General features: G+C 71.0%; 22 protein-coding genes and 1 pseudogene. 8 read left to right on the top strand and 15 right to left on the bottom strand.

The window, feature by feature from the left end; genetic code table 11:
• The first annotated feature begins 137 nt into the window (after positions 1–137).
• Positions 138–1031: a MaoC family dehydratase gene (locus ACSMXV_RS24265; RefSeq protein WP_473173394.1), complete on the top strand. Its 894-nt coding sequence runs from the start codon at positions 138–140 to the stop codon at positions 1029–1031.
• Here ACSMXV_RS24265 and ACSMXV_RS24260 read toward each other — a convergent pair.
• The 8 genes and pseudogenes from ACSMXV_RS24260 to ACSMXV_RS24225 all read right to left on the bottom strand — a co-directional run bounded on the left by ACSMXV_RS24260 (position 998) and on the right by ACSMXV_RS24225 (position 8470).
• On the bottom strand, positions 998–1678 hold the full coding sequence (locus ACSMXV_RS24260; protein ID WP_473173393.1) for a TetR/AcrR family transcriptional regulator: 681 nt from the start codon (positions 1676–1678) through the stop codon (positions 998–1000). The two genes, ACSMXV_RS24265 and ACSMXV_RS24260, sit on opposite strands and share 34 nt — an antisense overlap.
• Before the next feature lie 131 nt (positions 1679–1809).
• The gene (locus ACSMXV_RS24255; RefSeq protein WP_473173392.1) at positions 1810–3132 is read right to left on the bottom strand and encodes a dicarboxylate/amino acid:cation symporter; all 1323 of its coding nucleotides are present in this window, start codon (positions 3130–3132) and stop codon (positions 1810–1812) included.
• Between the two features lie 578 nt (positions 3133–3710).
• Positions 3711–4013, bottom strand: coding sequence for a DUF4229 domain-containing protein (locus ACSMXV_RS24250; protein ID WP_181661608.1), 303 nt, complete (start codon positions 4011–4013; stop codon positions 3711–3713).
• 102 nt (positions 4014–4115) lie between these two features.
• Positions 4116–4688 carry a GNAT family N-acetyltransferase gene (locus tag ACSMXV_RS24245; protein ID WP_473173391.1) on the bottom strand — a complete coding sequence of 191 codons (573 nt, stop codon included), beginning with the start codon at positions 4686–4688 and terminating at the stop codon, positions 4116–4118.
• 119 nt (positions 4689–4807) lie between these two features.
• On the bottom strand, positions 4808–5473 hold the full coding sequence (locus tag ACSMXV_RS24240) for a UdgX family uracil-DNA binding protein (protein WP_181661606.1): 666 nt from the start codon (positions 5471–5473) through the stop codon (positions 4808–4810).
• Between the two features lie 157 nt (positions 5474–5630).
• Positions 5631–6793 (bottom strand): annotated as a pseudogene (gene mqnE, locus ACSMXV_RS24235) (aminofutalosine synthase MqnE).
• Positions 6794–6908: 115 nt separating this feature from the next.
• Entirely contained in the window at positions 6909–7367 is a 459-nt protein-coding gene (locus ACSMXV_RS24230; RefSeq protein ID WP_181661604.1) for an Lrp/AsnC family transcriptional regulator, read from the bottom strand.
• Positions 7368–7603: 236 nt separating this feature from the next.
• Entirely contained in the window at positions 7604–8470 is an 867-nt protein-coding gene (locus ACSMXV_RS24225; protein WP_473173390.1) for a UbiX family flavin prenyltransferase, read from the bottom strand.
• A gap of 100 nt (positions 8471–8570) precedes the next feature.
• Here ACSMXV_RS24225 and ACSMXV_RS24220 point away from each other — a divergent pair, with 100 nt between their 5' ends.
• The gene (locus tag ACSMXV_RS24220) at positions 8571–9212 is read left to right on the top strand and encodes a rhomboid family intramembrane serine protease (protein ID WP_473173389.1); all 642 of its coding nucleotides are present in this window, start codon (positions 8571–8573) and stop codon (positions 9210–9212) included.
• Positions 9213–9263: 51 nt separating this feature from the next.
• Here ACSMXV_RS24220 and mqnP read toward each other — a convergent pair whose 3' ends face one another.
• The 3 genes from mqnP to ACSMXV_RS24205 are packed head-to-tail and all read right to left on the bottom strand — an operon-like array spanning position 9264 to position 11757.
• A complete protein-coding gene (mqnP, locus tag ACSMXV_RS24215; protein WP_473173388.1) occupies positions 9264–10166 on the bottom strand; it encodes a menaquinone biosynthesis prenyltransferase MqnP in 903 nt (300 codons plus the stop codon).
• Positions 10163–10309, bottom strand: a complete 147-nt coding sequence (locus tag ACSMXV_RS24210; RefSeq protein ID WP_473173387.1) for a hypothetical protein — start codon at positions 10307–10309, stop codon at positions 10163–10165. The genes mqnP and ACSMXV_RS24210 overlap by 4 nt, the downstream gene beginning before the upstream one ends.
• The gene (locus tag ACSMXV_RS24205; protein WP_473173386.1) at positions 10306–11757 is read right to left on the bottom strand and encodes a menaquinone biosynthesis decarboxylase; all 1452 of its coding nucleotides are present in this window, start codon (positions 11755–11757) and stop codon (positions 10306–10308) included. The genes ACSMXV_RS24210 and ACSMXV_RS24205 overlap by 4 nt, the downstream gene beginning before the upstream one ends.
• 100 nt (positions 11758–11857) lie before the next feature.
• Here ACSMXV_RS24205 and ACSMXV_RS24200 point away from each other — a divergent pair, with 100 nt between their 5' ends.
• Positions 11858–12304, top strand: a complete 447-nt coding sequence (locus ACSMXV_RS24200; RefSeq protein WP_473173385.1) for a PLD nuclease N-terminal domain-containing protein — start codon at positions 11858–11860, stop codon at positions 12302–12304.
• A 157-nt stretch (positions 12305–12461) separates the two neighbouring features.
• Positions 12462–13877: a purine-cytosine permease family protein gene (locus tag ACSMXV_RS24195; protein WP_473173384.1), complete on the top strand. Its 1416-nt coding sequence runs from the start codon at positions 12462–12464 to the stop codon at positions 13875–13877.
• 185 nt (positions 13878–14062) lie between these two features.
• Here the strand turns inward: ACSMXV_RS24195 and ACSMXV_RS24190 are convergent, their stop codons facing one another.
• Positions 14063–14395 (bottom strand): ArsR/SmtB family transcription factor, encoded by a 333-nt coding sequence (locus ACSMXV_RS24190; protein ID WP_473173383.1) that lies wholly within the window; start codon positions 14393–14395, stop codon positions 14063–14065.
• Between the two features lie 139 nt (positions 14396–14534).
• Here ACSMXV_RS24190 and ACSMXV_RS24185 point away from each other — a divergent pair, with 139 nt between their 5' ends.
• The gene (locus ACSMXV_RS24185) at positions 14535–15521 is read left to right on the top strand and encodes a quinone oxidoreductase family protein (RefSeq protein WP_473173382.1); all 987 of its coding nucleotides are present in this window, start codon (positions 14535–14537) and stop codon (positions 15519–15521) included.
• Here the strand turns inward: ACSMXV_RS24185 and ACSMXV_RS24180 are convergent.
• On the bottom strand, positions 15518–16351 hold the full coding sequence (locus ACSMXV_RS24180) for a class I SAM-dependent methyltransferase (RefSeq protein WP_473173381.1): 834 nt from the start codon (positions 16349–16351) through the stop codon (positions 15518–15520). The genes ACSMXV_RS24185 and ACSMXV_RS24180 overlap by 4 nt on opposite strands.
• Before the next feature lie 354 nt (positions 16352–16705).
• On the opposite strand from ACSMXV_RS24180, the gene ACSMXV_RS24175 reads away from it, so the two are divergent.
• Positions 16706–18295: a hypothetical protein gene (locus tag ACSMXV_RS24175; protein ID WP_473173380.1), complete on the top strand. Its 1590-nt coding sequence runs from the start codon at positions 16706–16708 to the stop codon at positions 18293–18295.
• A gap of 109 nt (positions 18296–18404) precedes the next feature.
• Here ACSMXV_RS24175 and ACSMXV_RS24170 read toward each other — a convergent pair whose 3' ends face one another.
• On the bottom strand, positions 18405–19700 hold the full coding sequence (locus ACSMXV_RS24170; RefSeq protein ID WP_473173379.1) for a PucR family transcriptional regulator: 1296 nt from the start codon (positions 19698–19700) through the stop codon (positions 18405–18407).
• Positions 19701–19805: 105 nt separating this feature from the next.
• On the opposite strand from ACSMXV_RS24170, the gene ACSMXV_RS24165 reads away from it, so the two are divergent.
• Positions 19806–20297, top strand: a complete 492-nt coding sequence (locus ACSMXV_RS24165) for a nucleoside deaminase (RefSeq protein ID WP_473173378.1) — start codon at positions 19806–19808, stop codon at positions 20295–20297.
• Entirely contained in the window at positions 20290–21291 is a 1002-nt protein-coding gene (locus tag ACSMXV_RS24160; protein WP_473173377.1) for an isopenicillin N synthase family dioxygenase, read from the top strand. Before ACSMXV_RS24165 ends, ACSMXV_RS24160 begins: the two co-directional genes overlap by 8 nt.
• 41 nt (positions 21292–21332) lie before the next feature.
• Here the strand turns inward: ACSMXV_RS24160 and ACSMXV_RS24155 are convergent, their stop codons facing one another.
• Positions 21333–21842 carry an SRPBCC domain-containing protein gene (locus ACSMXV_RS24155; protein ID WP_473173376.1) on the bottom strand — a complete coding sequence of 170 codons (510 nt, stop codon included), beginning with the start codon at positions 21840–21842 and terminating at the stop codon, positions 21333–21335.
• Positions 21843–21976 lie beyond the last annotated feature (134 nt).

Here is a 21976-nt window from a genome sequence, read left to right as displayed (position 1 = left end):
CGCACCCTTTCGCGCGGGGTTGCCGCCGTCGTGGGGTTGTGGGGTTGTGCCCCCTCCTCCAACTGCCGCTGGGAGGCCCCCAGCCCGGCGGAACGCCTGCCACAACGGACAACAGCTATTCCAAGGAGGCCACTGATTTGCAGACTCTGACTCTTGGCGCGCCGCCGGCACTGCCTGCCGTGCTGGGCCGCGGTGCGCTGTTGTCTCCGTTCAAGCGGGGCGCGCCGACGGGTGCCGTCGTGCCAGGTACGCGGCTGGTGCTGCCCGGAGTGCGGGTCGACAGTGGGCGGCTTGCTGCGTATGAGCGGGTGTGCGGCTTCGGTACCGGGCCGGATCAGGCGCTGCCGGTGACGTATCCGCATGTCCTCGGGTTTCCGCTCGCCATGCGGCTGATGGCTGCCCGGGACTTTCCGCTGCCGCTGCTCGGGCTCGTTCACACGTCGATCGAGATCGATCAGCGGCGTGGCCTCGGTCCGGCCGAGGAGTACGAACTCACCGTGTACGTCGACGGCTTCGCCCCGCACCGGCGCGGCACCGAGGCGATCGTGGCCACCGAGCTGCGAGTGGCTGGTGAGGTCATGTGGGAGTCGAGGAGCAGGTATCTGGCCCGGCACAGGACCGCGGCGGGCACCCTTCCTCGCGATCGGCCGACGGTACCGGCGCGGAAGCCTCTGCCCGCCGTCGCCGAGTGGACGCTCGGCGGGGATGTCGGCCGTCGCTACGGCGCCGCTTCCGGGGACCGGAACCCGATCCATCTCCACCCGCTCACCGCCCGCCTCTTCGGCTTCCCGCGGGCCATCGCCCACGGCATGTGGACCGTCGCGCGCTGCCTCGCGCGGCACGGCGTTCCCCAGGCGGCCCGCGTCCGGGCCGAGTTCAGGGCCCCGGTGCTGCTGCCCGGCACGGTGACGTACGCCGCCGAGGGAGCCGCTTTCGAGCTGCGCGGCGGCGGGGACGGGACCGGCGCGGAGCGGATCCATCTCATCGGCGAGGTGGTTCAAACAGAAGCCGAAACAGGAGCAGGCGGCTGAGCGGATCCGCCCGCCGGCGACCACGCCCGTCCCTCCATGAGGCCGCCCAGTCCCGCCCATGCGAAGTTCATGAGCGTCGCCGCGGCCTCCTTCGCCGAGACACCCGGTGTGGCGTTGGCCCACGCGGCAAGCGACTCGGCGGCGCCGACCAACGCCTCGGCCAGGCCTGCGACCTCGCGGTCCGGCAGCGACGGATCCCGGTGAGCCTCGCGCGCGGCCACCGCGATCAGCTGCGTGACGAGGGCGACGATTTCCTCCCGCATCGCGGCGGCCTCGGCCGCGAACGGCTCGCCGTGGGTGCGTGCCTGGCGGTGCAGCACCGCCCAGCCGTCCGGGTTCTGCGCGGTGTGCGTGAAGAACGCGCGCAACCCTCCCCAGAGCCGGCGGTCAGCGGGATCGTCGGGCCGCACCCCACCGCGGACCGCCTCGATCAGTGCCCGTGCCTCACGCCGGATGCATGCCGTGAAGAGGTCTTCCTTGGAGTTCAGATACAGGTACACCAGCGGCTTGGAGACGCCCGCCAGGTCGGCGATCTCGTCCATGGACGCGGCCTGGTACCCGCGCTGCCCGAAGGTCCGCACGGCGGCGTCCATCATCTGCTGCTCACGCACCGCACGCGGCATCCGCTTGCTCTTCACAGCACCCATACGGATCAGCGTACGGTCCGTTCCGGCACCTGGTTCGCGTAACGCCTCGGCGCCGGGGCCCCGTAGCGCTTCGGGTACGCGGACGCCCGCACCCCTAACACGGGACACGGGCGTCTTGAGGCCGGGAGGCGCTACGCGGTCACAGGCACCGTCGCCTTCTGGTCGGCGTGGCTCACACCGCTCGTGTCCTGGTCGTCGACCGGGGACGCCGAGGCGGAGTTGTAGGCGTCGCGGTCGAGGATCTTCTCGCGGGCCGAGACGAGTACCGGGACGAGGGCCTGTCCGGCCACGTTCGTCGCCGTCCGGATCATGTCCAGGATCGGGTCGATCGCGAGCAGCAGGCCGACGCCCTCCATCGGGAGGCCGAGCGTGGACAGGGTCAGCGTGAGCATCACCGTCGCGCCCGTGAGGCCCGCCGTCGCGGCCGAGCCGACGACCGAGACGAAGGCGATCAGCAGGTAGTCACCGAGACCCAGCTGGATGTCGAAGATCTGGGCGACGAAGATCGCGGCGATCGCCGGGTAGATCGCGGCGCAGCCGTCCATCTTGGTCGTGGCGCCGAAGGGCACGGCGAAGGAGGCGTACTCCTTCGGCACGCCGAGGCGCTCGGTGACCTTCTGGGTCAGCGGCATGGTGCCCACGGACGAGCGGGAGACGAAGGCCAGCTGGATCGCGGGCCAGGCGCCCTTGAAGAACTGGAGCGGGTTGGCCTTGGCGACGGTGGCGAGCAGCAGCGGGTAGACGCCGAACATCACGAGCGCGCAGCCGATGTAGATGTCGGCGGTGAAGGTGGCGTACTTGCCGATCAGGTCCCAGCCGTACGTGGCGATGGCGTTGCCGATGAGGCCGACGGTGCCCAGCGGGGCGAGCCGGATGACCCACCACAGGGCCTTCTGCAGCAGTTCGAGGACGGACTCGCTGAGCGTGAGGATCGGCTTGGCCTTGTCGCCGAGCTGGAGCGCCGCGACGCCGGCGACGGCCGCCATGAAGACGATCTGCAGGACGTTGAGCTCGGTGAACGGTGTGATGACGTCCGTCGGCACGATGCCGGTCAGGAAGTCGATCCAGGAACCCGTCTGGTCGGGCTTCGCACCGTCCTTCGGGGTCAGGCCGGTGCCCGCTCCCGGGTTGGTGACGAGGCCGATGACCAGGCCGATGGCGACTGCGATCAGCGAGGTGGCCATGAACCACAGGAGGGTGCGGGAGGCCAGCCGGGCGGCGTTGTTGACCTTACGCAGATTGGTGATCGACACCAGGATGGCGAAGAAGACGAGCGGGGCGACCGCCAGCTTCAGCAGTCCGACGAAGATTTCGCCGATCTTGGAGAGGGTGGTGACGAGCCAGGACAGGTCCTGGCTGCGGGCGAGCCAGCCGAGCAGGACGCCGAGGACGAGGCCGCCGAGTATCTGGGCCCAGAAGGGCACCTTGAACTTTGTGTTCGCGGACACGGACACACTCCGGTGGTGGTGGGGTCAGGCAGGGGACGGGACGGGGTGCGGCGTCCGACGAGGACTGCGGGGTTGCAAAGCCAGGCGTGCCAGGCGCGCGCAAACGCGCGAAGGCAAGGCATTGGACGGTGCAGGAGGTGCAGGATGCGTGCGCCGCTGCTGTGTCGCTCAGGTGCGGCAACAGGCCGCGGACAGGCAGCGGCAAAGATCGACATGCAGGCGCGCCACGAGCGGGGTGCTCATGGCAGTGATGGGCGCAGCTGATGTCTTCATGAGAAGAACGGTAACACTTCAACTTTGAGAACCTCAAAGCTGCACTTTAGGCACCAGGCGTACTGCGCAAGCCGTGCGCCGGGGCGCCCGTGGCGCCCGGACCGGGGCAGCCTAAGCGGCGCCGGGGAAGTGCGGGTGCGTTCCCGCGTCGTTCGGTGCGTGCTCTCGGCGTGCCGGACGAAGGCCCTCGTAGCGGAGCTACTTGGGCCTTTGGCCGGTGCGGCGAGTGGGGGCACCTCCCACGCCCTTAAGGCAGTGGGGGAGCGTGCGCCGGGCGGCGTGGGGGCGTGCCTGAACTTCCCCGGGGTCGCTTAGCCCTGCGCCTGCCCCTGCGCGCGGGCGCTGTCGTCCGCGACGTCCTCCTGGCTGCGGTTGTTCTCCAGGGTGGCCTTGGCCCGGTCGACCCGCGCCACGATCTGCTCGGAGGCGCGGTCGCGCTGCTTGCGCAGGGCCACGTAGCTGATGGGCGCGGAGATCACCAGGGCGAGCAGGACGATCCACAGATCGTTGGCGCCGCCGAGTCCGCGCGGTGCGACGCCCGAGTAGACGAGGCCCCAGACGACCACGAGGCAGCCCACGAAGATCCCGAGGCGCATCAGTGTGTAGCGGAGCATGTCATTTCACTCTTCCGTTTCGAACGTTCCGAAAATGGGCGCGCCTCCCAGTGAAGCACGCGGCCGGGCGTGCCCTGTCCCGGGGGTCAGCCGTCGTGGGACTCAGCCGTCGTGGGCCTCGGCCGTGGAAAGGACCGGCCGTCGGCCGGCCGTCCCGAGCGGCAGCAGCATCGTGATGTCGTCGCGGTCGTCGCCGGGCGCCACGCGGATGGCGCTGGGCACGCGTCCCACTTCCTTGTAGCCGCAGGAGGCGTAGAAACGCTCGAGTCCCAGACCGCCTCGGCAGGTCAGCCGTATCGCCTCGATGCCCTCGAAGCCGCGGGCCGCTTCGGCAGCGGCCGCCAGCAGGTCCCGTCCGTAGCCCTTGCCCTGATGCCGCGGGTGCACCATCACCGTGTAGAGCCAGACCCAGTGCCGCATCAGCCGGTGCGTGTTGTAGGTGAGGAACGCGGTCGCGGCGGCCTCGCCCGCCTCGTCGTAGCCGACCAGGAGCCGGGTGCGCCCCTCGCTCATCGCGGCGAAGTGCTTGACGAGCTCCGGACGTATCGCCTCTGCGCTCACGGGCGGCACGAAGCCGACGGCACCGCCGGCGTTGGACACGTCCGCCCAGAGGGCGAGCAGTCCGTCGCGCAACCGGGGCGTGATCGCGGGGTCGAGTTCGAAGGCGAGCGGCATGCGGCCGACCCTAACCGGCACCGCTGACAACCCCGCAGGGGCCCTCGGTGACGCGAACCGCCGCGCATTCGGGGCGCGGCACCGCCGGCAGCAGCGGGAGTCTCAGCCCAGCGCGGGTCTCAGCCCAGCGCCCTGGCCGCCACCTTCAGGTCCGACACCAGCCCCTGGTACACCGCCTCGCGGTCGTCGGCGCGCAGTACCGCGGAGGGGTGGATCGTGGCAACCACGCGCGCGTGCCGCCCGTGGATCTCCTCCTCGAGCAGCATGCCGCGCTGCTTGGTGACCCTGAACGAGGAGCCGAGGAGCGCCTTACCCGCCGTCGCACCGAGCACCACGATGATCTCGGGCTCCACGAGGGCCAGTTCGGCGGCCAGCCAGGGCCCGCACGCCGTCATCTCGCGCAGGCTCGGCGCCTTGTGGATGCGCCGCTTGCCGCCGCCGGGGGGCTGGGTCCACTTGAAGTGCTTGACGGCGTTGGTGACGTACGTCTGCGTCGGGTCGATCCCGGCCTCGGCCAGCGCCCGGTCGAGAACCCTGCCGGCGGGGCCGACGAACGGCTGTCCCTGCCGGTCCTCCTGGTCGCCGGGCTGCTCACCGACGAGGAACACGCGCGCGTCGGTGTCCCCGGTGCCGAAGACGGTCTGGGTGGCGTCGCGGTGCAGGGGGCAGCCGCGGCATTCGGCGGCGGCCTTCCGCAGGCCGGCCAGACCCGCCCCCTCGGGCACGAACGGCTCCGCCGTGTACGCGTCCTCGGGGGCCGAGGTGGTACGAGTACGGGTACTCACGCCCGTCGGGTACCCCGACCACGGGGGCTAACCCCGGCGGCGGGTCTCTCCCAGGCCCTTAACGGCACTGGGGGGAGGAACGACTGCCCACAGCGGGCGGGGGCGGCGCGGCTGCCCACAGCCAGGGGGCAGCGCCGCAGCAGCCGGGGGCGGCGCCTCAGACCCGCATCGGCTGCGGCGACTCCCGCCGCGCCGGATCCGGCCCGTCGTACTCTCGAATGATCTCGTACCGCGTGTTCCGCTCCACCGGCCGGAACCCCGCATCGCGGATCAGATCCAGCAGATCCTCCCGCGTCAGCTTGTTCGGCGTGCCGTAGTTGTCCGCGTCGTGCGTGATCTTGTACTCGACGACCGAGCCGTCCATGTCGTCGGCGCCGTGCTGGAGCGCGAGCTGCGCGGTCTGGACGCCGTGCATGACCCAGAAGACCTTGACGTGCGGGACGTTGTCGAAGAGGAGGCGCGAGACCGCGAAGGTCTTCAGCGCCTCGGCGCCCGTCGCCATCGTCGTACGGGCCTGAAGGCGGTTGCGGACCTTGCCGTCCTTCATGTCGACGAAGTCGTGCTGGTAGCGCAGCGGGATGAACACCTGGAAGCCGCCGGTCTCGTCCTGCAGCTCACGCAGCCGCAGCACGTGGTCGACGCGGTGGCGCGGCTCCTCGATGTGCCCGTACAGCATCGTGCACGGGGTCTTCAGACCCTTCTCGTGCGCGAGGCGGTGGATGCGCGACCAGTCCTCCCAGTGGGTGCGGTGGTCGACGATGTGCTGCCGGACCTCCCAGTCGAAGATCTCCGCGCCGCCACCGGTCAGCGACTCCAGACCGGCGTCGATCAGCTCGTCGAGGATCTCCGAGGCCGAAAGACCGGAGATCGTCTCGAAGTGGTGGATCTCCGTCGCCGTGAAGGCCTTCAGGGAGACGTTCGGCAGGGCCTTCTTCAGCTCGCTGAGCGAACGCGGGTAGTACCGCCAGGGCAGGTTCGGGTGCAGGCCGTTGACGATGTGCAGCTCGGTGAGGTTCTCGCTCTCCATCGCCTTGGCGAGGCGGACGGCCTCCTCGATACGCATCGTGTACGCGTCCTTCTCGCCCGGCTTGCGCTGGAACGAGCAGTAGGCGCACGAAGCGGTGCACACGTTCGTCATGTTGAGGTGACGGTTGACGTTGAAGTGCACGACGTCACCGTTCTTGCGGTGCGCACCTCGTGAGCGAGACCGCCGAGCCAGGCCAGGTCGTCCGACTCGTACAGCGCGATGCCGTCCTCGCGGGTCAGCCGCTCACCGGCCCTGACCTTCTCCTCCAGCTCGCGCTTGAGCCCAACGTCCATGCTCCGGCCGCCTCCCATGTGTCAGTCGTGTCAGTCCGAAATCAACCAGTGCCCCACCGTACTCCCCCGCGCTTCCCCGCCCTTCGGGCAGGTGGACCGCCCGTTGCGCCGCGCCTCAGGCCTCCTCGCCCGGCAGCTCTCCCACCCGGTTCTCCCACTTCGTGGAGAGCACGATGGTGGTACGCGTACGGGAGACGCCCTTGGTGCCGCTCAGCCGGCGGATGGTCTTCTCCAGGCCGTCCACGTCGGACGCCCGGACCTTGAGCATGAAGGAGTCGTCGCCGGCGATGAACCAGCAGTCCTCGATCTCGGGAAGGTCCTTCAGCCGGCGCGCCACGTCCTCGTGGTCGGCGGCGTCGGAGAGCGAGATGCCGATGAGGGCCGTCACGCCCAGACCGAGGGAGGCGGAGTCGACGGTCGCACGGTAGCCGGTGATGACGCCCGCGGCTTCGAGGCGGTTGATGCGGTCGGTGACACTCGGGCCGGAGAGCCCGACGAGCCGCCCCAGCTCGGCGTAGGAAGCCCTGCCGTTCTCCCGCAGGGCCTGGATGAGCTGCCTATCCACGGCGTCCATAGGTCCGAAGCCTTTCATTATTCAGCAGTCCCGCAAGTTTATGTGCAAAATCTAAGGCCCGCAGGGCAGACACCCTGTGAACCTTTTTCCACATCTCCTTGAGATGCCGGTGTGTATCCCTGTTGGTCAAAGGTGATCTTGCAGGACCTGTCAGGGCCCCTCAAGGCACCGGACACGAAACGACTGCCCGACAGCATGTCCCCGACCTGCCAGGACAGTCCCCAAAACCCCTCCCGCTAGGCCCCCGTGCCCCGGGCACCTCCCCCGAGCTCCCCCTCCCAGCGGCGGTACAGCCGGTGCGGCACTCCCGCCGCGTCCAGCACCCGACCCGCGACGAAGTCCACCAGATCCTGGATGTGCGTCGCCCCGGCGTAGAACGCCGGTGAGGCGGGCAGCACGATCGCGCCGGCGTCGTCGAGCGTCACCAGATGCTTCAGCGTCTGGCCGTTCAGCGGCGTCTCCCGCACCGCGACGACCAGCCTGCGGCCTTCCTTGAGCGTCACGCTCGCCGCGCGCTGCAGCAGGTCCTTCGACAGACCGAGCGCGACACCGGCCACGCACGCCGTGGACGCGGGCACGATGAGCATGCCCTTCGCGGGATACGACCCCGAGGACGGACCGGCCGCGAGATCCCCGGCGGCCCAGTACCGCACATCGCCGAGACCTGGGGCGGGCCCACCGGCCGAACCCGATCCGCCGTCCGAACCCGGCCCGCCACCCGAAACCGATCCGCCGCCGGAGCCCAGCCCGCCACCCGAACCCGGTCCGCCGCCGGAGCCCAGCCCGCCACCCGAACCCGGTCCGCCGCCGGAGCCCGGCGGAAAGGGATACGGCTTCCCGTCGGCCCCGCGCGCCAGCCACTCCCGCAGGTCGTCCCTCCAGTGCGCATCCCGGAACGCGATGCCGGTCTCGTCCAGCAGCGTCAGCCGCGACGCGCGCGACACCACCAGGTCCACGCTCTCGCCCGCCGCCAGCAGCGCGCGCAGCACGGCGGCGGCGTACGGCGTACCGGACGCGCCGGACACTCCGACGATCCAGGGCCGCCGCTGGGCGCTCACCGCGCTCTCGGCCTGTTCTTTCCGGCCATCCTGACGGGAACTCACGCACCGAGCCTATCCGGCGCCTCACAAACCGAGTGGGGCGGCCGGGCGGAACCCTGACGGCGGTGCCGTGCGTTGTGCAGGGCAGAGGAGGGGGACGCCGATGTCGTACGGATTCACACAGCCGGCCCAGGTGCCGGTGCCTCCCCGGCGCGGCCGCGCCAAGGCCGCGGGGGCCCTGATTCTGGGCTGGGTGGCGCTGCTGTGGCTGCTGGAGATCGTCGATGTGGCGACCGGCCACGCCCTGGACACCTTCGGCATCACCCCGCGATACGTCGGCGAGGTGCGCGACATCGTGCCCGCCGCGTTCCTGCACTTCGGCTTCGACCACGTCGCGGCCAACAGCGTGCCGCTGCTGGTGCTCGGCTTCCTCGCCGCGCTCTCGGGCATACGCCGCTTCGTCGGCGTCACCGCCCTGATCATCGTGGCCAGCGGTCTGGGCGTCTGGCTGACGGCCCCGTCGTACTCGACGACCGCGGGCGCCTCGGGCGTCGTGTTCGGCCTCTTCGGCTATCTGCTGGTTCGGGGCTTCGTGGACCGCCGCATCCGCGACATCCTCATAGGCCTGCTGGTCGCCGCGGTCTACGGCTCGATCCTGTGGGGCGTACTGCCGACGGCGACGGGTGTGAGCTGGCAGGGCCACTTCTTCGGCCTGCTGGGCGGCGTCGTCGCGGCGTTCGTGTTCCGCCGCCCGCGTGCGGTGGAGCGCCCGGAACAGGCGGGCCTCGGCCGCCTCACACCGTAGGCCGAGCTCGCACCGCACAGCCCCGGGCGCACAGCGACGGCCCGCCCGGCCTCACGCCGTCAGACCCCGCACCAGCAGGTCCAGCAGCGCGCAGACGAACAGGGCGATGCCGATGAACCCGTTGACGCTGAAGAACGCGCGGTTCAGGCGGGACAGGTCGTGCGGCCGGACGATGGTGTGTTCGTAGAGGAAGGCACCCGCGACGATCACCAGGCCGAGCCACAGGAAGGCGCCGCCGTCCGTGGCCAGGGCGTACCAGACGAACAGCGCCGTGGTGACGAGGTGGCAGCCGCGCGCGCCCCAGATCGCGGCCGGGATGCCGAAGCGGGCGGGGACCGACATCACGCCGATCTCCCGGTCCGTGTCGACGTCCTGGCAGGCGTAGATCAGGTCGAAGCCGCCGATCCAGATGCCCACCGCGAGGCCGAGGATCACCGCGTCCCAGGACCACTCCCCGGTGACCGCGATCCAGGCGCCGACCGGGCCCATGGCCTGGGCGAGTCCGAGGATGGCCTGCGGGAAGTTCGTGAACCGCTTGCCGTACGGATAGACCACCATCGGGATGACGGCGATCGGCGCGAGCGCCAGGCACAGCGGGTTCAGCAGGGCGGCCGCGCCCAGGAAGAACACCAGCGCGATCAGCGCGCCGGTCCAGGCGGACTTCACCGACACGGCGCCGGTGACCAGTTCGCGATGCGCGGTGCGCGGGTTACGGGCGTCGATCTCGCGGTCGATGATCCGGTTGGCGGCCATCGCGAAGGTGCGCAGGCCGACCATGGCGACGGTGACCAGGAGCAGCCGCCCCCAGTGGATGTTGCCGTCGAGCCGGAACATCGCGGTGAGGGAGGCGATGTAGGCGAAGGGGAGGGCGAAGACCGAGTGCTCGATCATGACGAGGCGCAGGAACGCCTTGGTCCTGCCCGGCTGCGGGATCGCTGCGGATGCACTGCTCACAGGGCGTACCCCGGCTCACCATCGGCGCGACGGGCGAACCCCTGCCCACCCTCTGCGCGACGGGGGAACCCCGGCTCGCGGTCGGCGAGGCGGACGAGCCCCGCCTCCGCGCTGTCGCATCCCGCCATCGCCTCGGACCTCACAGTCCATACTCCTTCCACCGGCGGTCGACCTTCGCCGCCGTCTCCGGGTCGGACTCCACCATGTCCGGCCAGCCGCCGTCCCGGGTGTAGCCCTCCTCGGGCCACTTCTTCGTCGCGTCGATACCCGCCTTGCCGCCCCAGAACTGCTGGTACGAGGCGTGGTCGAGGTGGTCGACCGGGCCTTCGACGACGGTGAGGTCGCGGGCGTAGTCGGTGTTGCCGAGTGCGCGCCACGCCACCTCGTGCAGATCGTGGACGTCGCAGTCGGAGTCGACGACCACGATGAGTTTGGTCAGGGACATCATGTGCGCGCCCCAGATCGCGTGCATCACCTTCTGGGCGTGCTTGGGGTACTTCTTGTCGATCGCGACGATGGCGCAGTTGTGGAAGCCGCCCGCCTCCGGCAGGTGGTAGTCCACGATGTCCGGGATGATGATCTTCAGCAGGGGCAGGAAGAAACGCTCCGTGGCGCGGCCGAGCGGCCCGTCCTCCGTGGGCGGCCGACCGACCACGATCGACTGGAGCAGCGGGCGCTTCCGCATCGTGACGCAGTCGATGGTCAGTGCGGGGAACGGCTCCTGCGGTGTGTAGAAGCCGGTGTGGTCGCCGAAGGGTCCTTCGGGGAGCATCTCGCCGGGCTCGAGCCAGCCCTCCAGTACGACCTCGGCCTGCGCCGGGACTTGAAGCGGCACCGTCTTGCAGTCGACCATCTCGATCCGCTTGCCCTGGACGAAACCGGCGAAGAGGTACTCGTCGATGTCGCCGGGCAGCGGTGCCGTGGCGGCGTACGTCACCGAGGGCGGGCAGCCGAACGCGATGGCGACCGGCAGGCGTTCACCGCGCCGCGCGGCCACCTGATAGTGGTTGCGGCTGTCCTTGTGGATCTGCCAGTGCATGCCGATGGTGCGCTTGTCGTGGCGCTGGAGGCGGTAGAGCCCGAGGTTCCTGATCCCGGTCTCGGGGTGCTTGGTGTGCGTCAGGCCGAGGTTGAAGAAGGAGCCGCCGTCCTTGGGCCAGGTGAAGAGGGCGGGGAGCTGGTTGAGGTCCACGTCGTCGCCGCGCAGGACGACCTCCTGGACCGGCGCGTCCTTGACCTTCTTCGGCGGTACGTGGGTCATGGCGCCGAGCTTCCCGAAGGCCTCGCGCACCCCCACGAACCCGTGCGGCAGCTCCGGCTTGAGCAGTCCGCCGATCTTCTCGGAGATGTCCCCGTACGACTTCAGGCCGAGGGCCTTCAGCAGCCGGCGGTCCGTACCGAAGACGTTCATCGCGAGCGGCATCGCGGAGCCGCGCACGTTCTCGAAGAGGAGCGCGGGGCCGCCGGACTTCTGGACCCGGTCGACGATCTCCCCGACCTCCAGATACGGATCGACCTCGGCCTTGATGCGCTTGAGGTCGCCCTCGCGCTCCAGCGCCCGGAGCAGGGAGCGAAGATCGTCGTAAGCCATGCCGTCCAGTATCGGACACCGGCTACCCTGGCCCCGTCACCGGGGCCGCGCTCCCCGCTGCCGCACTCACGTCCGACGTCTGCTGGGGGATCGCACGACCATGCTCAGGTATCTGCCCTTCCTGCTGGTGCTGGCGCTGTGGATCTACGCCTTCATCGACTGCCTGAACACCCCCGAGGAAGAGGTCAGGCATCTGCCGAAGGTGGTGTGGGTCATCATCGTGCTGCTCTTCGGCGAGGTGCTGATCGGCCCGGTCGCCTGGCTCGTCGCGGGCAAGGCGCGCAAGGGGCCCGCCGGTGGCTCCACACCGTCCGAGTGGCACCGCAGCCATCGCACGGAATGGGTCGCACCGGACGACAACCCGGACTTCCTCAAGTCCATCAAGGAAGAGGCTGCGTCTTCTCAAGATGTAAAGGACGAGTCGCTCCTGAAGGACTGGGAGGCCGACCTGCGCCGCCGCGAGGAGGAACTCAAGCGGCGCGAGGGCGATGCGCCCAAGACCGAGAACCCCGAGTCCGAGGGCCGCAAGTCCGACGACGAGTCGTGAGGCTGCCCACGACCTTCGCAGGTCCGGCCTTCGCAGGTCAGGGGCGGCGTACAGGAGTTCACACGGCTGCGGCGTACAAGCTGTACGCCGCCGCGGCTCCCGATGCGGACAATGCGCCCCTGGGCCGGGTGGCCGGGGACGCGGACACTTACGGGGCATGACGACCGCTCCCACCAGTACGCCCGCACCAGTCGCCGCAGAGTACGGCGACAAGGTCATCGCCGTAGAGACGGCGGGCTCCGAGCCCATTCCGCTTGCCGAACGGCACGGCACCCCGCGCGGTCTGCTGTGGACGTGGGCTTCGCCGAACATCGAGTTCGCGACGGTGTACATCGGCGTCATCTCGGTTCTCTTCTTCGGCCTGAACTTCTGGCAGGCGTCGGCGGCGCTGCTGCTCGGCACGGCGTTCGGTGCGGTCACGCACGGGGTGCTGAGCCTGGACGGGCCCCGGTTCGGGGTGCCGCAGATGGCGATCGGCCGGTTCTCCTTCGGCTACAAGGGCAACGCCCTGCCGTCGGGCGTCAACGCCCTTGTCGCGGGCGTCGGCTGGTTCGCGGTCAACAGCGTCAGCGCGGCCTTCGCGCTCAACACGCTCACCGGTCTGCGGCCGTTGCCGTCACTGTTGCTCGTGGTGGTCGCGGAGATCGTCATCGGCTTCATCGGCCACAACTTCGTGCACGCCTTTGAGCGTTACGCGCTGCCCGTACTGGCGGTGGTCTTCCTGCTGGCGGGTGTCTGGACGTTCCGCGAGGCGGACCTGGGGGCGCCCGGCGCGGGCGGCGGGATCGGCGGCTTCCTGCTCGCGTTCAGCGCGGCGTGGGGGTACGCGGCTGGCTGGAACCCCGGCGCGGCGGACTACTCCCGCTATCTGCCGCCGACCGCGACCCGCTGGAAGGTGGCGCTGTACCCGGCGCTCGGCCTGTTCGTCTCCGTCTCGGTCGTCTCCCTGATCGGCGCGGCGTCGGCGACGATCGTGGCCCCGGAGGGCGCGACGCCGACAGCCGCCTTCACCGGCCATCTCCCGTCGTGGCTCAGCAACCTGGTGCTCCTCGCGATCATCCTGGGCGCCATCTCCGCGAACGCCCTCAACGTCTACTCCTCCGCCATGTCGATCACCTCGCTGGGCCTGAACCTGCCGAAGTGGCTCGGCCGCAGCGCGATCGTCGTGCTGTGCGGTCTCGCGGGTACGGCGGCGGCGTGGGCGTCGCTGGCCGACGCGGGGCATGCATACGAGGCGTTCCTGCTGGTCATCGCGTACTGGGTGGGGCCCTGGCTGGGCGTCGTACTGGTGGAGCGTTGGCTGCAGTCCCGCACCGCCACGGACGAGGAACTGTCGGCCCGCCTCACCGAAGGGGCCTACACCAACTGGCCGGGGATCACGTCGCTGTTCGCGGGCATCATCGTGTCCGTCCCCCTCTTCTCGAATCAGGAGAAGTACGTGGGGTTGGTGCCGGAGCAGTGGCCGTCCGTCGGCGATGTGACGTGCCTGGTGGGGTTCGCGGTGAGCGCGGGGCTGTACGCGGTGCTGCGGCGGGCGGCCAGGAAGGCGCCCTCGTCCGGGCCGACCGTCTAACCGTCTCCGTCGAAGGCGGGCTGACGCTGAGTAGCCCGCCTTCGGCAGCTACAGGCGCGTCCAGCGCTGCGACGCCTTCCCGGACTCGCACGACGGCGTGTGAACACCGGCACCGTCGCCGCAACCCACGTCGAGGCAGCCGCCGTTGCATGCAACGGCGGCGTCCGCGTCACCTGCTGCGGCGTTCAACAAGCGTCCTCACGTAGCACCAGGTCCAGCAGCCCCGGGAAGCGGACGTCGAACTCCTCCCGTCGCAGGCGGTTGACGCGTTTGGGGCCCTCGTCGCGCTGTTCCACGAGGCCGGCCGCGCGCAGGACGCCGAAGTGGTGGCTGAGTGCTGCCTTGCCGACGGGTACGTCGAAGCTGCCGCAGGCCCGTGTCCATTCCGCGGAGCCCGCCAGCTCTCGTACGAGCTGGATGCGTACGGGATCCGCCAGCGCTGTGAGCGCGGTCAGGAGCGATACCTCGTCGGGGTGGGAGTGGACGGGCGCGGCGCGGTGGCTCGTGCGGTCTGCCATGCCTCTCGGCTCCCTCTCCCTGCCCCGGAAGTCGTACCTCCGCGGAGCGGCGCGCTTGCGAAGTGTTCGATGAGAACCATACAGTCCCGAGTGTTCGCTTTTCATTGAACAGTCGAGTGCTGGTCGAGGGGTGTCTGTCATGCGTGCTGTCCGGATCCAGGAGTACGGCGGTCCCGAGGTCCTGAAGGTGGTGGAGGCGGAGGTGCCCGAGCCGGGGCCCGGGCAGGTGAGCATCGACGTGGCGTATGCGGGGGTGAACTTCGCCGATCTCAAGGCGCGTGCCGAGGGGTATCGGGTGCCGTCGCTCCCGTTCACGCCCGGGCTGGAGGTGTCCGGGCGGATCCGTGCCATCGGGGCGGACGTCACGGGGCTCGCGGTCGGCCAGGAGGTTGCCGCGCTGGCCGACGGCGGTGCGTACGCGGAGGTGGCCGTCGCCGACGCCACCACTGTCTTCGCTCTGCCGGAGGGCGTTGACCTGCGTACGGGCGCCACCCTCCCCACCGTGCTGCCGACCGCGCACGCCCTGCTCCACGAGGTGGGCCGGCTGCGCGCGGGCGAGACGGTGCTCGTGCAGGGTGCGGCGGGCGGAATCGGCACGGTGGCCGGGCAGTTGGCGAAGGCGGCCGGTGCCAGGGCCGTTTATGGCGTGGTGTCGGGTGCCGCCAAGGCCGCGTACGCGCTCAAGCACGGGTACGACGAGGTGTTCGTCGGCGACAGATGGGCGGACGAGGTACGGGCCGCCACGGGCGGGCGGGGCGTCGATCTCGCGCTGGATCCGGTCGGCGGCGACACGTTCCGCCGGAGCCTGGACGCGCTGGCGGTCTTCGGCCGGCTGGTGTCCTTCGGTAACGCGAGCTCGGCGGCGCCCTGGCAGGTGGGTCAGCCGGAGCTCTACCCCGGCGGGCGCTCGGTCGCCGGGTTCTCGATCCTCATGCTGGCCCGGACGGCCCCGGGCGTACTGCGGGAAGTCGCCGAGCGCGCGTTCGGCGCGGTGGTCGACGGGACCGTCACCGTGCCCGTGACCGAGGAGTTCCCGCTGTCCGAGGCCGCGGAAGCCCACCGCCTGATGGGCTCCCGCACCAGCACCGGGAAGCTGCTGCTCCGGGTGGCGGACCAGATCCGCTAGGCCCGCGCGACATCGGCGGGTTGCTGGGGGGACGGGTCGGCCGTCGGGTGAGTGACCCTCAGCTTCGACTGGGGGTGCCATGTGCTCTCCCAGTCGTCCATGAAGCGGGCGACGAGACCGTGCTTCTCGGCCAGCCGGATCAGTGTGTCCGTGCGGTAGTAGAAGTCCTCGCGCAGCACCTGGTGTTCGTTGCCCTCGGTGCGGTCGAAGGTGAAGTCGAAGAAGCCGCCGGGCGCCAGGACCCGTCCGACGTGCGACAGGCACTCGTCGATGACCTCCAGCGGCGAGTGCGAGAACACGCTGTGCGCGTGCACGACCGTGAAGGACGCGTCGGGGAGGAAGTCCAGCTTCAGGTTGTCGACGGGCGTCAGGTGCGGCACCTTCTCCTGGAGGCCGTAACGGACCAGCGTCTTCTTGGCCTCGATGAGGATGTCGGGCGAGATGTCGATGCCGTAGTAGTGGCCGGGCTCGAGGTACTGGATGAACCGCCATCCGGCGCGCAGGTTGCCGCACCCGATCTCCAGCATCCGGTCCTCGGGCTTCAGCCCGTGCTGCACCAGGTAGTCGTACTGCAGCTGTCCGACGGCCAGCCAGCGGTCGTGCGAGGGGGCGCCGCCGACCGCCGCCTCCGGGCTCCTCGCGGTGTCCGACGCCATCACGGCGCGGTAGTACGCGATGTGGCTGCCGCGGTGCTTGAACCGCAGCCAGCCGTCCCGGCCCGCCCGTCGCAGATACGGCACCACGCGCTCCGGGTGCTGCAGCGCGTAACGCGCCTTGTGTCCGAGTCGTGCACGATTCGTCCGCAGGCGCAAAGCGGATGTTTTCTGCATGACGGCCTCCGTGCCATTCGTGGACTGCCCCTTCGCGGATGCTAGCGACGCTCCCTGCGCCCGTCCCATTTCCGCGTCACCCATTCGGCCGCAGGGCGTCGCGCGGCACCGTTCGGCACGGCCTCGGCCTGCCGGTCCGTGCCCCGGGGAGCCGTGGGCGGCCATGGGCTCGGCCGTTCGGGAGAGTCGTTCGACCGAGTGGCGCGTCGACGTGGTGGACGGCGGCGGCCACCCGCAGCGTGGAGGGGTCACGACGGGATCACCGGGCTGGGATCAGCAGGCCGGGATCACCAGGCCGGGATCACCGACCCGACCGACACCACACTCCGCACTGTCGAGCGAGGAGACCAGGCCATGCAGCAATCACGCTTGATCTCCGGCTCGCGGGACCGTGGCGCGCCGCGCGAGGCACGTGAAGGCGCGCGGGAACGGAGAGCGCGCCGGAGGGCGCTTCGGACCACCGGGACGATCGCCCTTCCGCTTCCCTGGCTGGCGGCCGTCGCCGCCGCCTTCACGCTCGCCCAGCTCGTCCTGGTGGTGCCCGGTCTGGGGCTCGGCTGGGACGAGACCGTGTACGTCAGTCAGGTCAGCCACCAGGCCCCGGCGGCGTTCTTCAGCGCGCCCCGCGCGCGGGGCATCACCTTCCTCGTCGCCCCCGTCGCGGCCCTGACCACCTCCACCGGGGCGCTCCGCGTGTACCTGGCCCTGCTGTCCGGCGCAGGGCTGTTCGCGGCGCTGTGGGTGTGGCGGCGGCTGCTGCCCGCGCCGGTGCTCGCGGTCGCCGGGGCGCTGTTCGCGAGCCTGTGGGTGACGCTGTTCTACGGCCCGCAGGTGATGCCGAATCTCTGGGTCGCGTACGGCGTCCTCGCCGCGACCGGCTGTTTTCTCCGCGCGGTCAGGGACCCCGGCGACCGCTGGGCCCTGGCCGGAGTGGGCGCCGGGGTGGCGCTGGCCGCGCTGATGCGCCCGACGGACGCGGTGTGGCTGGCCCTGCCGCTCGCCGGGGCGGCCCTGCTCATGCGCAGGCGCCGGATCCGTCCGCGCCGCCGGCTTCTGCTGCTCGCCGTCCTCGCCGCCGGCCTGGCTCTGGGGTGCGCGGAGTGGGTCATCGAGGCGTACGTCCGGTACGGCGGTCTGTTCGCGAGGCTTGAGCGCGCCAGCGAGATCCAGGGCCGCCTGGGCTGGTACTTCGCGGTCGACGATCACGTACGCGCGCTGGGCGGGCGCACCCTGTGCCGCCCCTGCGACGTGCAGTGGAAGCATCCGGTCACCGCCCTCTGGTTCTTGGCGCTGCCGCTGCTGGTCGCGGGCGGCGTCTGGGCGGCGGCCCGCACCCGCCACCGCGCCGCGGTCGTCCTGGCGACGGTGGTCGGGTCTGCGCTGGCCGCGCCCTATCTGTTCACCGTCGGCTATGCGGCGCCGCGCTTCCTGCTTCCGGCGTACTCGCTGCTGGCCCTGCCCGTGGCGTACGGCCTGGTCCGCTTCTGCGTGGTGTGCGGCTTTGCCCGCCTCAGCCGTGTCCGGCGGGGGTGGCGGCCGGTCGTCCTGGCCCTTGTCGCCGGCGCCGTTGCCGTGCACCTGGCGATCCAGTACCGCGTGCTCGAGGGCGTTGCGGACCGCGTACGCGGCGACACCGCCGACTACAGCCGGGTCGCCGCGGACCTGCGGGTGCAGGGCGTGCGGCCGCCCTGCGTGGTCACCGGGACGGAAGCGATCCGCGTCGCCTTCCGCACCGGGTGCGCGTCGCGGCAGCCCAGCGGGCATGACGCCAGCATCACGCCGGACGCGCTCGCCGCCTTGGGGGTGCGCGAGCCGGTCGCTGTCCTGGTCTCGGGCGACCGGAATGCCCCCGCGTATGCCCGCGGGTGGCGGCCGCACGCCTTGCCCGACCTCGGTCGGCTGACCGGCTATCGGGCTTACCTGTCGCCTGCCGCGTTCCCGTGACCGGGGTCGTGTTGCCCTCTGGGGGCTTCGCCCCCCAGACCCCCCGAATCGCCCTTCGGGCTCGTCCTCAAACGCCGGACGGGCTGAAAATCACCACGGAGCAATGGCTTCAGGCCACCGTCCGCAGCCCTCCCGCAGCCGCCGCCCGAACCCCCCGTACCACCCGATGCGCGCATGTCGCCGCCAGCAGCTCCCCCAGCAGGTCCGGGTCGTCGACCTCCAGGCCGAGTAGGGACTCGATGCGTTCCAGGCGCTGGTAGAGGGACTGGCGGCCGATGTGCAGGAGGGCGGCCGTGCGGGTCGGGGAGCAGCCGTGGCGGAGGTGGACCTCCAGGGTGCGGACCAGGTCGCTGGGGTGGGCGGCCTCCCATTCGAGGAGCGGGCCGAGGGTGTGCTGGACCAGGCGGGTGAGGCGGTCGCGGTTGGCGTCGACGCCGCCGCGGGTGAGCTCCCGTTCGAGGGCGAGCGCGCGGGACGACGTCACCAAGGGGCCCTGTCCGTCGTCGGGTTCGGCCGCCGGCACGGTGAGCGCCAGTTCCAGCGCCGTACGGGCGGCCCGGAGCGTCTCGCTCCACCGCAGCCACCCGGCGCCCGCCGCCACGGCGTGCCCGACCGCGACGGTCACCCCCGGCTCGGCGGCCGCGCGGAACGCGTCCTGCACCGCGCGCACCGGATCCCGCCCGCTCCCGGGCCGCGTCCCCGCGCCCGGCCGACCGGCCGCGGCGGGCAGCGCGAGCAGCGCCAGTACGTCGCCGGGGAACGCGGCCCGCAGGGCCCCGGCCCCGCCGAGGACGCGGGCCGCCCGGTCGACGGCGGCCAGGCCCAGGTGCCCCGGCCCGTGCAGGGACACCCCGACCAGCCGGGCGCCGGGCGCGGGATGGAAGTCCGCGAGGGCGGCCCGTGCCTCGACCTCCGGCTGGTTGAGCGCCTGCCCGTCCGCGAGGTCGGCCAGCAGCGCCGCAGTGTGGTCGGCGCCCCAGGGCCGTACGGAACGGCCCGAAAGCCCGCGCGTGACGATCGCGCGGTTCGCGGCCTCGGTGAGCCGTACGAACGGGACGACGCGCCGCAGCGCCAGCAGCGGCAGCCCGACCGACCGGGCCTCGTCGGCGACCTCGTCCGGCATCCGCGGCAGCGACCGGCCGACCTCGACGGCGAGGCCGGCGGCGTCGCGGGCGGCGAGCTCGCGGACGTAGCGCCGCCGGGTCGCCTCGTCCGCGTCGGTCAGGCCGAAGCCGTTGGTGAGCAGCAGTTCGCCGCCGTCGAGGAAGTTGGCGCCCTCGTACACCTCGCTGGAGTGCACCCAGCGCACCGGCCGGTCCAGCGCGCCCTCGCCCGCGAGCAGCTGCGGGTCGGTGTCGCGGATGGCGTCGAGGGCGAGGATCTCGCGGAGCGTGAGTGCGGGCACGAGGACCTCCTGGGGCGGGCCGCTGACAGTTCGTCCGGCTGCGGGCTGCCCGGAGAGTACTTTCCGCACGTTGCCCTGGTGTTTCGGCCACAGGAGAGTGGAGGCATGGAGCGCATGGAAGCCATGAGGCCCGGTGATCCCACGGACGATCTCGAGCAGGCGCGGCAGTGGCTCGCCACGGCCGTCGCCGAGGCGCGGGCCGGTCTTGCGGAGGGCGGCATCCCCATCGGCGCGGCGCTGTACGGCCCCGACGGGCAGCTGCTCGGCCGCGGCCACAACCGCCGCGTCCAGGACGGCGACCCGTCGATGCACGCGGAGACGGCGGCGTTCCGCAACGCCGGGCGGCAGCGGACATACCGCGGTACGACGATGGTGACGACCCTGTCCCCCTGCTGGTACTGCAGCGGTCTGGTCCGGCAGTTCGGGATCTCGCGGGTCGTCATCGGCGAGTCCGAGACCTTCCAGGGCGGGCACGACTGGCTGGCTCGGCACGGCGTGGAGATCGTGCAGCTCGACGACCCCGAGTGCATCGCCCTGATGCGCGACTTCATCAAGAACAACCCCGCTCTGTGGAACGAGGACATCGGCGATGACTGAGGCTTTGACCGAGCAGTCGGCTGGACGGCAGCCCAAGCCACGTATCCCCACCATCGATCTGAGGCCCTGGCTCACCGGCGGGCCCGAGGTTCGGGCGGAGATCGCCCGCACCGTCGACGAGGCCCTGCAGACCGCCGGGTTCCTGCTGGTGACCGGACACGGCGTGGACCCGTCGCTGCGGGCGCGGATCCGGGCGGCCGCCCGCGAGTTCTTCACGCTGCCTGCGTCCGTCAAGGAGCCGTACTCGGCGAAGGTCGGCGGCCGCGGCTGGCTCGGGCCTGGCGCGGAGGCCAACGGCTACTCGGAGGGTACGGAGACCCCGCCGGACCTGAAGGAGTCGCTGACCTTCGCGACGCACGAGCCCTTCGAGGACCCCGATATCAACGCGGAGTGGTACGCGCCCAACGTGTGGCCGGCGGAGGTGCCGGAACTCCAGAAGCTGTGCGGGGAGTACCTGGCGCGGATGGGCGAGCTGGAGAACCAGCTCCTCGCCCTGCTCGGCGAGGCCCTCGGACTCGAACCCGACTTCTTCACGCGGCACATGGACCACCCGACGTACGGCTTCAACATCAACTGGTATCCGGGCACGGAGGTCGTCGGAGCACCGCAGGAAGGCCAGTTCCGCATCGGCCCGCACACCGACTTCGGCACGGTCACGATCCTCGACCGGCAGGCCGGCAAGGGCGGTCTCCAGGTGTTCACGGACGAGGGCGGCTGGGAGGACGCGCCGTACGACCCGGAGGCCTTCACCATCAACATCGGTGACCTCATGGCCCGTTGGACCGGCGACCGCTGGCGCTCGGGCCGCCACCGCGTGCTGCCCCCGCCGGCGGACGCTCCCGCCGAGGAGCTGATGTCCCTCGTGTACTTCGGCGAGTGCACGCCGGGCACGCTGGTGGAGTCCGTTCCCGCGCCCGTGGGCCGGGTCGCGTACGAGCCGGTGGACTCGCACGCCTATCTGCGTGCGCAACTGGACGCGATCACGGTCGGCTGACGGCGAGGAGTACCACTTCGGAGCGCCACCTCTGTGTGGCGCTACCGCTCGGCGTACGCGCCTCGCAGCTCCTGCCACCGGTCCGGCGTCCAGGCCGACCAGTACACGGGCCGGTCGTCGAGCGCGTCGAGCAGGTATTCGAAGTGGTTGTGCCAGGCGGCCAGGCAGTCGAGGCGCAGCTCGTCGTCGCCCTGGAGCTCGTTGGTGAAGCGGAGCGTGGTGCCGGCAGGGCGCGCCGGTTCCAGGTGGAAGCGGATACGGCCGTGGAACGACGTCATCGTGTACTCGGCGACCCGTTCCACGTCCCACGCGGTGATCCGGCCCGTGGCGACGATCGCCTCACCCTCGCCTGTGGTGAGCCAGCGCAGCGTGATCGCGCCGCCGAGCCGCGGCTCGAGCACATCGGCGGCGGCGAGCCATCCGCGCAGCCCCTCGGCCGTGGCCACCGCCGTCCAGACCTCCTCCACGGGGTGGGCGAGGTGCAGCAGGAAGTGGAGCGTATGGGTGTCGCCCGCGGTCCGGCTGGTGCCGTGCTCGATGGTTTCGTCCATGACACCAGCGTGGCCCGCGAAGGCGGCGCCTGCACCCCTTGCCCATGCCACCACCGGCTCCTTACGGGCAGCGGCCCACCGCACGACGAAGGCCGGCTCCCGTGACTCACGTCACAAGGGAACCGGCCTCGGTC

This window comes from Streptomyces sp. DSM 42067 (genome assembly GCF_055792885.1).
The sequence above is the reverse complement of the archived record's forward strand: the minus strand, read 5'-3'. Positions and strand labels throughout refer to the sequence as shown.